11 protein-coding genes are annotated in these 12,977 nt (G+C 74.0%); 8 read left to right on the top strand and 3 right to left on the bottom strand.

The features are described 5' to 3' along the window. The first annotated feature begins 13 nt into the window (after positions 1 to 13). Complete coding sequence (gene sucD, locus AB5J87_RS14015) at positions 14 to 898, top strand: succinate--CoA ligase subunit alpha (protein WP_369376906.1); 885 nt, start codon at positions 14 to 16, stop codon at positions 896 to 898. A gap of 133 nt (positions 899 to 1,031) precedes the next feature. Here sucD and AB5J87_RS14010 read toward each other — a convergent pair whose 3' ends face one another. Further along, entirely contained in the window at positions 1,032 to 2,081 is a 1,050-nt protein-coding gene (locus tag AB5J87_RS14010; RefSeq protein WP_369376905.1) for a sigma factor-like helix-turn-helix DNA-binding protein, read from the bottom strand. Positions 2,082 to 2,233: 152 nt separating this feature from the next. On the opposite strand from AB5J87_RS14010, the gene AB5J87_RS14005 reads away from it, so the two are divergent. Continuing rightward, entirely contained in the window at positions 2,234 to 4,231 is a 1,998-nt protein-coding gene (locus tag AB5J87_RS14005) for a DUF6350 family protein (protein ID WP_369376903.1), read from the top strand. Between the two features lie 157 nt (positions 4,232 to 4,388). Here AB5J87_RS14005 and AB5J87_RS14000 read toward each other — a convergent pair whose 3' ends face one another. Continuing rightward, on the bottom strand, positions 4,389 to 5,309 hold the full coding sequence (locus tag AB5J87_RS14000) for a hypothetical protein (RefSeq protein ID WP_369376902.1): 921 nt from the start codon (positions 5,307 to 5,309) through the stop codon (positions 4,389 to 4,391). A 360-nt stretch (positions 5,310 to 5,669) separates the two neighbouring features. Here AB5J87_RS14000 and purN point away from each other — a divergent pair, with 360 nt between their 5' ends. Then, on the top strand, positions 5,670 to 6,305 hold the full coding sequence (gene purN / locus AB5J87_RS13995) for a phosphoribosylglycinamide formyltransferase (RefSeq protein WP_369376901.1): 636 nt from the start codon (positions 5,670 to 5,672) through the stop codon (positions 6,303 to 6,305). Further along, the gene (purH, locus tag AB5J87_RS13990) at positions 6,302 to 7,858 is read left to right on the top strand and encodes a bifunctional phosphoribosylaminoimidazolecarboxamide formyltransferase/IMP cyclohydrolase (RefSeq protein WP_369376899.1); all 1,557 of its coding nucleotides are present in this window, start codon (positions 6,302 to 6,304) and stop codon (positions 7,856 to 7,858) included. The genes purN and purH overlap by 4 nt, the downstream gene beginning before the upstream one ends. 128 nt (positions 7,859 to 7,986) lie before the next feature. Here purH and AB5J87_RS13985 read toward each other — a convergent pair whose 3' ends face one another. Beyond that, a complete protein-coding gene (locus AB5J87_RS13985; RefSeq protein ID WP_369376898.1) occupies positions 7,987 to 8,613 on the bottom strand; it encodes a hypothetical protein in 627 nt (208 codons plus the stop codon). A 205-nt stretch (positions 8,614 to 8,818) separates the two neighbouring features. Between AB5J87_RS13985 and AB5J87_RS13980 the strand changes: the two genes are divergently transcribed. The 4 genes from AB5J87_RS13980 to AB5J87_RS13965 all read left to right on the top strand — a co-directional run bounded on the left by AB5J87_RS13980 (position 8,819) and on the right by AB5J87_RS13965 (position 12,926). Continuing rightward, a complete protein-coding gene (locus tag AB5J87_RS13980) occupies positions 8,819 to 9,679 on the top strand; it encodes a bifunctional methylenetetrahydrofolate dehydrogenase/methenyltetrahydrofolate cyclohydrolase (protein ID WP_369376897.1) in 861 nt (286 codons plus the stop codon). An 18-nt stretch (positions 9,680 to 9,697) separates the two neighbouring features. Beyond that, the gene (locus AB5J87_RS13975; RefSeq protein ID WP_369376896.1) at positions 9,698 to 10,234 is read left to right on the top strand and encodes a DUF3017 domain-containing protein; all 537 of its coding nucleotides are present in this window, start codon (positions 9,698 to 9,700) and stop codon (positions 10,232 to 10,234) included. A 416-nt stretch (positions 10,235 to 10,650) separates the two neighbouring features. Beyond that, positions 10,651 to 11,721, top strand: coding sequence for a DUF2690 domain-containing protein (locus AB5J87_RS13970; RefSeq protein ID WP_369376894.1), 1,071 nt, complete (start codon positions 10,651 to 10,653; stop codon positions 11,719 to 11,721). A gap of 215 nt (positions 11,722 to 11,936) precedes the next feature. Then, positions 11,937 to 12,926 (top strand): malate dehydrogenase, encoded by a 990-nt coding sequence (locus AB5J87_RS13965; RefSeq protein WP_369376893.1) that lies wholly within the window; start codon positions 11,937 to 11,939, stop codon positions 12,924 to 12,926. Positions 12,927 to 12,977 lie beyond the last annotated feature (51 nt).

Raw genomic sequence — 12,977 nt, 5'->3', positions numbered from 1 at the left:
GGAAAGAAAAGCCATGGCTATCTTCCTCAACAAGGACAGCAAGGTCATCGTCCAGGGCATGACCGGTGCCACGGGCATGAAGCACACCAAGCTCATGCTGGCCGACGGCACCAACATCGTCGGTGGCGTGAACCCGCGCAAGGCCGGCACGACCGTCGACTTCGACGGCACCGAGGTCCCGGTCTTCGGCTCCGTCGCCGAGGCGATGGAGAAGACGGGCGCCAACGTCTCCGTCCTCTTCGTGCCGCCGGCCTTCGCCAAGGCCGCCGTGGTCGAGGCCATCGACGCCGAGATCCCGCTCGCCGTGGTGATCACCGAGGGCATCGCCGTCCACGACTCCGCCGCCTTCTGGGCGTACGCGGGCTCGAAGGGCAACAAGACCCGCATCATCGGCCCGAACTGCCCCGGTCTGATCACGCCGGGCCAGTCCAACGCCGGCATCATCCCGGGCGACATCACCAAGCCGGGCCGTATCGGCTTGGTCTCGAAGTCCGGCACGCTGACGTACCAGATGATGTACGAGCTCCGTGACATCGGCTTCTCGTCGGCCGTCGGCATCGGTGGCGACCCGGTCATCGGCACCACGCACATCGACGCGCTCGCCGCGTTCGAGGCCGACCCCGAGACCGACCTGATCGTCATGATCGGTGAGATCGGCGGCGACGCCGAGGAGCGCGCGGCCGACTTCATCAAGGCCAACGTGACCAAGCCGGTCGTCGGCTACGTCGCGGGCTTCACCGCGCCCGAGGGCAAGACCATGGGCCACGCCGGCGCCATCGTCTCCGGCTCCTCCGGCACGGCGCAGGCCAAGAAGGAGGCCCTGGAGGCCGCGGGCGTCAAGGTCGGCAAGACGCCGACCGAGACGGCCAAGCTGGCGCGCGAGATCCTCGCGGGCTGACCTTCCGGTCGGCGGTTCGGGCGGTTTCGCCCAGCGCGCGGGCCCGCACCCCTGGACGGGGGTGCGGGCCCACGCGCGTTCCCGCGGCCGTGCGCCGGGGCGGCTCGCTGGCGGACCGCCGGGGGCGGGCTCGCTAGCGGAACTCCGGAACCAGCCGTTCCGGGCCGTGGACGGGTTCGTTGAGCAGCTTGCGGTGCAGTTCCATGTGCTCTTCGGTCACCCGCTGCGGGCCGCTGTTGAGCGGCACGCCCTCCACCCGCTGACCAGGTGTGACGGGCGGGATGTAGTGGGTGGGCGCGGTGGAGACCGTGAACGCCGTGGCGCCCGCCACGGCGGCCGTCAGCGCGACGGCGGCGCGCGTCCAGACCTGGATGCGGCGCTCGCCCCGGTACCGCACGCCCCCCGCCCCCGGCAGCCGGGCGGCCTTGCCCGGCTCGGCCGCGGCGAGCGCGCCGATCCGGGCGCGCAGCAGCTCGGAGAGGGCCTCGGGGGTGGCCGCGGCGGCCAGTTCCGGCACCCGGGCGACGACCGCCTCGCGCGCGTGGACGAGACGGCTGGCGGCGGCCGGGGTGCTCGCCTGGGTCTCGGCGGCGGTCTCGGGCAGATCGAGGCCGAGCCCGTCGTAGAGCAGCAGCGTGCGGCGGTACGAGGGCGGCAGGTCGAGCAGGGCCAGCAGCAGCGCCCGCAGCCCCGGGTCGGCCGGGGGGTGGTCGGGGTGCCGGTGCACCCGGCGGAAGCGGTGCCAGGGGGAGAGCGCGTAGTCGTGCGCGGCGGCCCGTACCCAGCCGCCGGGGTCCGCGTCGGTGGCCACCTCGGGCCAGTGCTGCCAGGCGAGGTGGAAGGCGCGCTCGACCGCCTCGCGCGAGAGCCGTCGGCGCCCGGTCAGCAGGTACGCCTGCTGGACGAGCGGGGTGGCGCAGGCCGCGTAGAGCGCTTCGAACGCCTCGATGGGGGTGGCGTAACCGGGCGCGGGCTCGGACTCGCTCGCGTCCTCCGACTCGCTCGCGCCCTCGGGATCGCTCCCGCCCTCGAACTCCGCCTTGGAGCCGGACTCCGGCTCGGGCGCGTCGGCCGCCGCAACCGCGGCACCCTCCGCGCCCTCCGCTTCCGGTGGGGGTGGCGGGTGCGGTGGCGCCGGTGGTGACATGGCGGCACCGGCGTCGGACGTGCTGCGCTCTGTCATGAAGGGCTCCCAGGACTCCCCGCGAAGGCCGTGACGGCCGTATCGCCCGCAGCCATACCCCGGGCGGAAAAGTACATAAACTTATATTGGGCGACACGGCGGGCATTTTCCTGTTACGCAGAGAAAGCGCGTGTCGTTGGCAGCATGGCGGCGTGACACAAGTGACCGATCGCGGCCTGACGTTGCCGACGGCCCGGGGCCGTTCGTCCCTGCTCGCCACCTGTTTCCTGCGCGGGGCGATGGCGGCCGGGCTGGGGCTCGGCACGCTCGCCGTGCTGGTGACGGTGGTGTGGATCAGCTCGCCGTACCCCGACAGCGGCCCCGGGGGCGCACTGCGCTCGGCGGCCGGTCTGTGGCTGCTCGCCCACGGTGCGCGCCTGGTCAGACCCGACACGCTCAGCGGGGTGCCCGCGCCGGTGGGGGTGGTGCCGCTGCTGCTCATGGGCCTGCCGGTGCTGCTGGCGCACCGGGCGGCGCGGGACGCGCTCGCGTACGACGAGGAGTTCGCGTACGAGGAGGACGGGACCCCGGGCGAGGAACCCGGCGTCCCGGTGCACGAAGGGCCCGTGTGGGGTCCGCTCGCGGCCGTGACCGGGGGATATCTGCTGGTGGGAGGGGCCGCTGCGGTCTACGCCTCGACCGGTCCGCTGCCCGCCGCGCCCCTCAGCGCCGTCTGCCATCTGACGGTGCTGACGGTGGCGGCGGTGGCCACCGGCTTCTGGACGGCGTACGGGCGTCCGCACGGCCCGCTGCCGGGATGGGTGCCCGGGGCGGTGCGCGCGGCGCTCGCCCACCCCCGCACGCACACGGCCGTACGGGCCGCCGCCGCCGGGGTCGCGGTGCTGGTCGCGGGCGGGGCGCTGCTCGCCGGGGCGGCGCTGGTGTGGCACATCGGCGCGGCCCAGGACACGTTCCTGCGGCTGGCGGGGGACTGGTCGGGACGGCTGGCGGTGATGCTGCTGGCGCTGGCCCTGGTGCCGAACGCGGCGGTGTGGGGCGCGGCGTACGGGCTGGGGCCCGGGTTCGCGCTCGGCACCGGCGCGGTGGCGACGCCGCTCGGGGTCGCGGGGACCCCGGCCGTGCCCTACTTCCCGCTGCTCGGCGCGGTCCCGCAGGACGCGCGGGGCGGCTGGCCGAACTGGTCCGCGGTGGTGCTGCCGGTGCTGGCCGGGGCGGTGGTGGCGTGGTGGACGGTGTGGCGGGCACCGGCGCACGGGTCCGGCGGGCGCCGGGAGACGGCGCTGACGGTGGTGTGCGCGGCGGGGTTGTGCGGCACGGCGACGGCCGTCCTCGCCGCCCTCTCCGGCGGCCCCCTCGGCACCGGACGCCTCGCGGCCCTGGGCCCGGTCTGGTGGCGTACGGGCGGGGCGGCACTGGTGTGGGTCGTACTGGTCGGGGTGCCGGGCGCGCTGGTGCTGCGCTGGTGGGCGTGGCGCGGGACGGCTCCCCGCGGCCGGTGGGCGTTCTGGCGCCGTACGGGCGCGGCGGCCCCGGAGACGGCCGGGACGGCTGAGACGGCCGAGCCGGAGGCGGCACCGGCGGGGCGCTGGTGGACGAGGCGGTCGTGGCGGCGGAAGCCCGCGGCGACGGGTGCGGGGGAGGACGCGGTGTACGAGCCGTACGAGTTCCTGCCGGAGGGGGCGTGGCACGACACGGGGGCGCGGGAGGTCCGCTGGGCGGCCCTGCGCCAGGCGTCGGGCGGCCTGATGCCGGACCTCCCGGGAACCCTCCCCGCACCCCTGCCCACGGCTCCGCCGGAAACGGCGAAGGAGGAACGGCCGGGCCCGCCGCCCGTCGAGCCGGAACGGCTCGCTCCGGACGTCCATCGGGACGGGCCCGCTCCGGGCGCGGCGCCCGTCCGGCCGGACTGGTCCGCCCCGGACGCGGCGCCCGCCCATCGGGACCGGCCCGCCCCCGACACGGCGGCCGGGCCACAGGGCCCGGCGGGGCCGTCCGGGCCGCCCCCGCCCCCCTGGCCGCCCGCACCCGCCGCGCCCGGCCCCGTATCCGCCCCGGCTTCGTCCGGGCCGTCCGGGCCGGTCGCACCGCCGGAGCACCTCACCCGGCCCGACCCGGGAGCCCGACCTGACCCGGAAGCGCGGCCCGGCGCCGAGTCCGGGCCCACCCCGGGGTCCCGGCCCGACACGTAAGCCCGGCCCGACACGTAAGCCCGGCCCGACACGTAAGCCCGGCCCGACACGTAAGCCCGGCCCGACACGTAAGCCCGGCCCGGCCCGGAAGCCGGGCCGGGCATGCCGCGGCGGCCCGGTCCTGGGACCGGGCCGCCGGGCGGGAGCGGGGTGCTCCCTACTCCTTCACCCCGAAGACCGATACCAGCGGCTTCGGCAGCAGGTCGTTGCAGGCCAGGGAGCCCGTCTTGGTGAGGGCGTCGTCCACGCAGGTGTAGTAGTCGCGGTACACGATCTGCATCGTGTACGTCGCCGCCACGATCGACAGCGACAGGATCGCCGTCACCAGTCCGGTCACCGCCGCCGTCATCTGGGTCTTGGCGGGCGGCGCGGCCTGCTGCGCCGCGGGGTGCGCCGGGGCGTCCTCCGGCGTCTTCGGCTTGGCGCGCAGGGCGCTGACGGCCCAGTACAGGGCCAGCGCGCCGAGCAGCAGCGCGATCTCCGTCCAGTCGAACAGGGCGAAGAAGAACGCCCACATGCCGGAGAGCAGGGAGTAGCGCGCGCGGCGCTGGGCCGGGTCCGTCGGGTCCCAGCGCAGGGCGGGCCCGGGCGGCGGGGTCTGGCCGCTACCGCGCTCGGGGTCCTCGGGACGGTTGCCGAAGCCGCCCTGGCCGGGGCCGGGCTGACGGCTGCTCCACTGGCTGCCCCACGGCGAGGAGCCCTCGGCCGGGCGGCGCGGGCGCCACGGCTGGTCCGGGCGCCCCTCCGGCGGCGGCGCGAACGGGTTGTCGTCGGCGGGCGCCCGGTCGGAGTCCCCGCTCGCGGAACCCGGGCCCGAGGCCGGGCCCGCGTCCGGACCGGCGGTCGGCCCCGAACCCGGACCCGGGCTCGTTGTCGACCCGGAACCCGGACCGGAACCCGGCCCCGCGGTCGGCTCGGAAGTCGGCCGGGCCGTGTCCTGCCCGTTCGCGGGCGGGCGCTCCGCACCGGCTCCGCCGGGGGCGTCCGCACCCCTCGCCTGGGTCCCGTCCGACGGATTCGGGTCCGTCGTCGCGGGGGACTGTCGCTCTGCGAACGGCTGGTCGCGTCGGTCCGGCATGTGGTGAACGTCTTCCCCTCGGACCCCGGCCCACGGGGGTCTCATTCGTTGAGCATCCAAAGCGAACATCAATCAGCGGATATCAAATAGGCAACATTGAAATCCCCATCCGCGCCGCCCTGGGACCGGGTCCTGGGACCGCGCCTCCCCAGACGCTACCTGCCGGGCCTGCCCCCGTCCCGTGGGGGCGGTTCGGAGTGCCGGTATCGTTGCTGACGGCCGACGCATTCGTAGGGTTCCCCGTATCGAGGGGAGCGACTCGTTCGTACGACCGCACAAAGGTGTGCCGCGGGCGGTGTCCGAGCCGATGCCAAGCCCCGCACCACCCGCTCACCCCGCACCGCGAGAAAGGGCCCAGCCGTGGCCTCCCCGCCCTCCTCCGCCGCTCCGGCGCGCCTCGTCGTGCTGGTGTCCGGCTCCGGTACGAACCTCCAAGCCCTGCTGGACGCGATCGCGGCCGACCCGGCCGGATACGGCGCGGAGATCGTCGCCGTCGGCGCCGACCGGGACGGCATCGTGGGACTTGAGCGGGCCGAAAAGGCTGGTTTGCCCACCTTTGTCTGCCGGGTCAAGGACTTCGACACCCGCGACGAGTGGGACCGGGCGCTGGCCGGGGCGACCGCCGCGTACGAGCCGGACCTGGTCGTGTCGGCGGGTTTCATGAAGATCGTGGGGAAGCGGTTCCTCGCCAGGTTCGGCGGGCGGACCGTCAATACGCACCCCGCCCTGCTGCCCAGTTTTCCCGGCGCCCACGGCGTCCGTGACGCCCTCGCGTACGGCGCCAAGGTCACCGGTTGCACCGTCCACTTCGTCGACGACGGCGTCGACACCGGCCCGATCATCGCCCAGGGCGTGGTCGAGGTCCGGGCGGACGACTCGGAGGACGCGCTCCACGAGCGCATCAAGGAAGTCGAGCGAAGGCTGCTCGTCGACGTCGTGGGGCGGCTGGCCCGCGACGGCTATCGCATTGAGGGACGAAAGGTTCTGTTGCCGTGAGTAGCAAGCGGGAGATCCGTCGCGCGCTGGTCAGCGTCTACGACAAGAGCGGGCTGGAGGAGCTGGCGCGCGGGCTGCACGAGGCCGGCGTCGAGCTCGTCTCCACCGGGTCGACGGCCGGGCGCATCGCGGCCGCCGGAGTGCCCGTCACCAAGGTCGAGGAGCTGACCGGCTTCCCCGAGTGCCTGGACGGCCGGGTCAAGACGCTGCACCCGCGGGTGCACGCCGGGATCCTCGCCGACCTGCGCCTGGACTCGCACCGCGAGCAGCTGGCGGAGCTGGGCGTGGAGCCGTTCGACCTGGTCGTGGTGAACCTGTACCCGTTCAAGGAGACCGTCGCCTCGGGCGCCTCCGCCGACGAGTGCGTGGAGCAGATCGACATCGGCGGGCCCTCGATGGTCCGCGCCGCCGCCAAGAACCACCCGTCGGTGGCGGTCGTCACCAGCCCCGAGCGGTACGCGGACGTGCTCGCCGCCGTCCGGGACGGCGGCTTCGAGCTGGCGGCCCGCAAGCGCCTGGCCGCCGAGGCGTTCCAGCACACCGCCGCGTACGACGTGGCCGTGGCCTCCTGGATGACCAACGTGTACGCGCCGGAGGACGGCGCCGCGCTGCCCGGCTTCCTCGGCGGGACCTGGGAGCGCAAGTCGACCCTGCGCTACGGCGAGAACCCGCACCAGGCCGCCGCGCTCTACACGGACGGCCGGCCGGGCGGCATCGCCAACGCCGAGCAGCTGCACGGCAAGGAGATGTCCTTCAACAACTACGTGGACACCGAGGCCGCCCGCCGCGCCGCCTACGACCACGACGAGCCGTGCGTCGCGATCATCAAGCACGCCAACCCGTGCGGCATCGCCGTCGACGCCGACCTCGCCGCCGCCCACCGCAAGGCCCACGAGTGCGACCCGCTGTCCGCCTTCGGCGGGGTCATCGCGGTCAACCGCCCGGTGACGGTCGCCATGGCCGAGCAGGTCGCGGAGATCTTCACCGAGGTCATCGCGGCCCCGGCGTACGAGGACGGCGCGGTCGAGGTGCTGGCCCGCAAGAAGAACATCCGCGTGCTCAAGGTGGACGGCACCCCGCACCAGCCCGGCGACCTCAAGCCGGTCTCCGGCGGCGCCGTGCTCCAGCAGACGGACGTCTTCCAGGCCGAGGGCGACGACCCGGCCAACTGGACGCTGGCGACCGGTGAGGCGCTCTCGGCGGACGAGCTCAAGGAGCTCCTGTTCGCCTGGAAGGCGTGCCGGGCCGTCAAGTCCAACGCGATCCTGCTCGCCAAGGACGGCGCCTCGGTGGGCGTCGGCATGGGCCAGGTCAACCGGGTCGACTCCGCGAAGCTCGCGGTGGAGCGGGCGGGGGAGGAGCGGGCGCGCGGCTCCTACGCCGCCTCGGACGCGTTCTTCCCGTTCCCGGACGGGCTGGAGATCCTGACGGCCGCGGGCGTGAAGGCCGTGGTGCAGCCGGGCGGTTCGGTGCGGGACGAGCTGGTGGTCGAGGCCGCGAAGAAGGCGGGCGTCACGATGTACTTCACCGGGACGCGCCACTTCTTCCACTGAGGCGCTGGGGCACCGGGGCGCCGGGGTGCCGAGGTGCCGGGGCGTCCCGGAGCGCCGCCTGTTGCCCGGAGTCGCAAAGGCGAAGGGCCGCACCCCGTACGCGGAGTGCGGCCCTGGTGCCAAGTGGCTCAATAGCGCGGGCGGTTGAACCAGGCGCTGCCGTCCCGGGTCATCATGGCCGCCGCCATGATGCCGCCGAAGGCGATCCACAGCAGGGCCCAGACCAGCGCTCCGGAGCTGCCGTTGCTCGCCGCGCTGGCCAGGCCGAGGACGCCGACCAGGGCGCCCAGGATCCCGTAGACCATCGTCGTGACGCGGACGCCCTGACGGCCGCGGGAGAGCCGTACGCCGAGCGTGATCGACAGCGCGGACAGGCCGAGGAAGACCAGCGCGACGACGACCAGGATCCCGGCGGCGGCGTGGCCGATGTCACCGAACGGGGTGTCGCCGAAGGTGTCGTCCGACTTGTTCGACGCGTCGTTGGCGGCGGCGCCGATGAACAGGAACAGGATGCCGACCAGCACCTGGACGGCTCCCACGATGAACAGGAACACCCGCGCGGTCTGCATCAGGCCCGGCATCTGCGGCGGCATCATCATGCCGCCGGGGTAGCCCGGGTAGGCCGGCTGCTGCGGGTAGCCGTAGGGCTGCTGCTGCGGGGCGACCGGCGGCGCGGCCGGGTAGCCGTAGCCGGGCGGCGCCTGGGGCGGCGGGGGAGCCTGGCCGTACGGGTTGTTGGGGTCGCCGAAGCTCATGGCGGGATTCCTCCGATGTGTTGCGGGGACGACGCGGCCCGAGCGGAGGTAAGGGTGGTGTTGTGAGCGGTTCGCCCCCCGGCACTGCCCGCGGTACTGCGCAGATCATCGTTCTAAACGAGACATAAGTTTGTCCAGCCGGAGCTGGATGTGTTGTGCAAGTGCAACTTGGGCGATCATGAGTCGCCCTGGAAGAATGGGAAACATGACCGCCCAGATTCTCGATGGCAAGGCCACCGCCGCAGCGATCAAGTCCGATCTGGCCGTCCGCGTGGCGGCCCTGAAGGAAAAGGGGATCCACCCCGGTCTCGGTACCGTCCTGGTCGGCGAGGACCCCGCCAGCCAGAAGTACGTCGCGGGCAAGCACCGCGACTGCGCCCAGGTCGGCATCGCCTCCATCCAGCGCGAACTGCCCGCCACCGCCACGCAGGAGGAGATCGAGGCGGTCGTCCGGGAGCTCAACGAGGACCCGGAGTGCACCGGTTACATCGTCCAGCTGCCGCTCCCCAAGGGCATCGACGAGAACCGCATCCTCTCCCTGATGGACCCGGCCAAGGACGCGGACGGGCTGCACCCGACCAACCTCGGCCGGCTGGTGCTCAACGAGCCCGGCCCGCTGCCCTGCACGCCGTACGGGATCATCCAGCTGCTCCGCAAGCACGGGGTGGAGATCAACGGCGCCGAGGTCGTGGTGGTCGGCCGCGGTGTCACCATCGGCCGTCCGATGCCGCTGCTGCTGACCCGCCGCTCCGAGAACGCGACGGTGACGCAGTGCCACACCGGCACCCGCGACCTGGCCGCGCACCTGCGCCGCGCCGACATCATCGTGGCGGCGGCCGGGGTGCCGCACCTGATCAAGCCCGAGGACGTCAAGCCGGGCGCGGCCGTCCTGGACGTCGGCGTCAGCCGCGACGAGAACGGCAAGATCCTCGGCGATGTGCACCCCGGGGTGACCGAGGTGGCCGGCTGGATCTCCCCCAACCCGGGTGGAGTCGGTCCGATGACCCGCGCCCAGCTGCTGGTCAATGTCGTTGAAGCGGCGGAGCGCGGCGTCGCCGCGAGCTGACCGGAAGGGACACCAGGCATGGACGCCGAGACGAGTACGGGGGACGGCGGCAGCGGGGCGGAGAGCCGCACCGGGCCGCCGCTGAACGGTGCCCGGCCGCCCGCCACCGGCACGGCGGGCGGCCCCGGGCCGTCCGCGGGCGGGGGCCCGGCCGCCCCCGCCCCCCGCAAGGCGTCCCGGCGCTTCCCCTCCATCACCCGTGACACCGCGCGGCCCGAGGGCGGCGGGCGGGCGGCCTCCGGGGCCTCGCCCGCGCCCGCGCGCCAGTGGCCGCTGCTGTCGGTCCTGGTGGCGACCGGGTTCGGGCTGCTGCTGGTCTCGGTGGACCTGTTCCGGGTCGGTCTGATCGTCATCGGCCTCGCCCTGCTGGCGGGCGGGGTGATGCGCTGGACGCTGCCGTCGGTGGGAATGCTGGCGGTCCGCTCCCGCTTCACCGACATCACCACGTACGGGCTGCTCGGCGTGATGATCGTGCTGCTCGCCCTGGTGGCGCAGCCCCGGCCGTGGCTGAACGTGCCGTTCCTGGAGGACGCGGTCCACTTCACCGTCCGCTGACCCGCGGCCCGGGGCCCGCGACGGGCGTCCCGGGCTTCGGCGCGGTCGCGTTGAACGGGCGCGTGCGCCGGTGCGTACTCCCGTACGCGAGCCGGTCGGCACTCCTGTGCGTGAAAACGGAGCGGCGCCCGTCCTCACCCCCGTGGAAGGACGGGCGCCGTCCGTCCCCCGTGGTCCAAGAGTCATGCACGCGCCAATGTGGCGACAAGGGAAAGCCCTGGCCTGTGGCGCGGAGGTGACCGTTCCGCAACTGTGTGCGCGCCGGGCAACAGCCGCCCCCGGGCGCCGGGGGCCTTGGTGACGGCACCCTCCGCCGATGGGAGGATGGGGGCGGAACAGGGGCCAACGGCGCGACGGGGACGGCGCGGCCCCCGGGGGGCACATCAGGCACGTATGGGGGGACAAGGGGGAAGCACATGCCTCGCTGGAAGGCGCTGCCGGACGAACTCGACCCGCAGGTGCGGGAGTTCGCGAGCCAGTTGCGCAGACTGGTCGACCGCAGCGGACTCAGCCTGGCGGCGGTCGCCGACCGCACCGGCTACAGCAAGACCTCCTGGGAACGCTATCTGGGCGGGCGGCTGCTGGCGCCCAAGGGCGCGATCGTCGCGCTCGCCGAGGTGACCGGGACCAACCCCCTTCATCTGACCACCATGTGGGAGCTGGCGGAGCGAGCCTGGAGCCGGGCCGAGATGCGGCACGACATGACGATGGAGCAGATCCGGATATCCCAGGCGCGCGCGGCCCTGGGCGAGTTCGGCCCGGTCCCCGGCGGCCCGCAGAGCCCCGTCGCGCAGAGCCCCGCCCCGCAGCGCTCCGCCGAGCCCCTGCCGGCCGCGACCCGGCCCGGCGCCCCCGGCACGCCCGGCGGCCCGGCCGGCCACCAGGGCGTGCCCGGCATGCCGCAGCCCGAGCCGGCCGGTGCGGGCCGCGGTCGCGGACCGGCGGTCAAGGATCCCGGACGCGGCGGCCGGGGACCGGGCGGGCGGCGGCGACTGGTCATGTTCGTGGCGGGCGTCCTCGGCGCGCTGCTGGTCATCGCGGCGGCCGTGCTCCTCACCGACCTCGGCGGCGGCGACGGCACGGCGGCCCCGGCGCCCTCGCCGACGCCCACCACGGCCGCGCCCTCGCTGCCCGCGGGCGTCAAGTGCGTCCACGAGGGCTGCACCGGCCAGGACCCGGAGACGATGGGGTGCGGCGGCGCGTTCGCCAAGACGGTGACGTCCGCGAAGATCGGCACCGCGCTCGTCCAGGTCCGCTACAGCCAGACCTGCGGGGCCGCCTGGGCCCGCATCCAGCAGGCCGCGCCCGGCGACCGGGTGACGATCGGCGCGTACACCGCGACGGGCACCCGGCAGGGCGGCAGCGGCACGGTGGACGCCGACAAGGAGGCGTACACCAAGATGCTCGCGGTGGACGGCCCGGCGTCGGCCCGGGCGTGCGCCACGCTCGCCGCCGGGAAGAAGGGCTGCACCGCACGGCAGCGGTGACCCGCCCGGAGGACGGGGTGAGGCGTCCCACAGGGGGGCGGGGGTTCGGGGTGGCCGGGGTCGGATAGCCTGACCGCTGGTTATCTCTTCACGTCAAGATTCAGCTCGGCACCGCCTCGGCGGCCCCTGCGGGACCCGAGCGGGACCTTGACGTGAGGAGATGGCCGGAACTAGGGGCAACCCCCCACCACCTGCTGTTCTAAACGGAGATCGCCATGACCCGCACTCCCGTGAATGTCACCGTCACCGGCGCGGCCGGACAGATCGGCTACGCGCTGCTCTTCCGTATCGCCTCCGGTCACCTGCTCGGCGCGGACGTGCCGGTCAACCTGCGCCTCCTGGAGATCCCGCAGGGCCTGAAGGCCGCCGAGGGCACCGCCATGGAGCTCGACGACTGCGCCTTCCCGCTGCTGCGCGGCATCGAGATCACCGACGACGCCAACAAGGCGTTCGACGGTGCCAACGTCGCCCTGCTCGTGGGCGCCCGCCCGCGCACCAAGGGCATGGAGCGCGGTGACCTGCTCTCCGCCAACGGCGGCATCTTCAAGCCGCAGGGCAAGGCCATCAACGACAACGCCGCGGACGACATCAAGGTGCTCGTCGTCGGCAACCCGGCCAACACCAACGCCCTGATCGCCCAGGCCGCCGCCCCGGACGTGCCGGCCGAGCGCTTCACCGCGATGACCCGCCTGGACCACAACCGCGCGATCTCGCAGCTGGCCGCCAAGACCGGTGCCGCCGTCTCCGACATCAAGCGGCTGACGATCTGGGGCAACCACTCGGCCACCCAGTACCCGGACATCTTCCACGCCGAGATCGCCGGCAAGAACGCCGCCGAGCTGGTGAACGACGAGGCGTGGCTGGCCGACACCTTCATCCCGACCGTCGCCAAGCGCGGCGCGGCGATCATCGAGGCCCGTGGCGCCTCCTCGGCCGCCTCCGCCGCCAACGCCGCCATCGACCACGTCCACACGTGGGTCAACGGCACCGCCGCGGGCGACTGGACCTCCATGGGCATCCCCTCGGACGGCTCCTACGGCGTCCCCGAGGGCCTCATCTCCTCCTTCCCGGTCACCGTCAAGGACGGCAAGTACGAGATCGTCCAGGGCCTGGAGATCAACGACTTCTCGCGCACCCGCATCGACGCCTCGGTGCAGGAGCTCAAGGAAGAGCGTGACGCGGTCCGCGAGCTCGGCCTGATCTAGCACCACCCGAGCCCCGGCTCTCCCACCACCCCCGGCAGCCCCACCAGGCCG

This window comes from Streptomyces sp. cg36, from assembly GCF_041080675.1.
GTDB lineage: Bacteria > Actinomycetota > Actinomycetes > Streptomycetales > Streptomycetaceae > Streptomyces.
The sequence above is the reverse complement of the archived record's forward strand: the minus strand, read 5'-3'. Positions and strand labels throughout refer to the sequence as shown.

Coding starts and splice junctions, on each gene's coding strand:
- sucD (WP_369376906.1), top strand. CDS start 14: ATGGCTATCTTCCTCAACAAGGACAGCAAGGTCATCGTCCAGGGCATG.
- AB5J87_RS14010 (WP_369376905.1), bottom strand. CDS start 2,081: ATGACAGAGCGCAGCACGTCCGACGCCGGTGCCGCCATGTCACCACCG.
- AB5J87_RS14000 (WP_369376902.1), bottom strand. CDS start 5,309: ATGCCGGACCGACGCGACCAGCCGTTCGCAGAGCGACAGTCCCCCGCG.
- AB5J87_RS13985 (WP_369376898.1), bottom strand. CDS start 8,613: ATGAGCTTCGGCGACCCCAACAACCCGTACGGCCAGGCTCCCCCGCCG.
- AB5J87_RS13980 (WP_369376897.1), top strand. CDS start 8,819: ATGACCGCCCAGATTCTCGATGGCAAGGCCACCGCCGCAGCGATCAAG.
- AB5J87_RS13975 (WP_369376896.1), top strand. CDS start 9,698: ATGGACGCCGAGACGAGTACGGGGGACGGCGGCAGCGGGGCGGAGAGC.
- AB5J87_RS13970 (WP_369376894.1), top strand. CDS start 10,651: ATGCCTCGCTGGAAGGCGCTGCCGGACGAACTCGACCCGCAGGTGCGG.
- AB5J87_RS13965 (WP_369376893.1), top strand. CDS start 11,937: ATGACCCGCACTCCCGTGAATGTCACCGTCACCGGCGCGGCCGGACAG.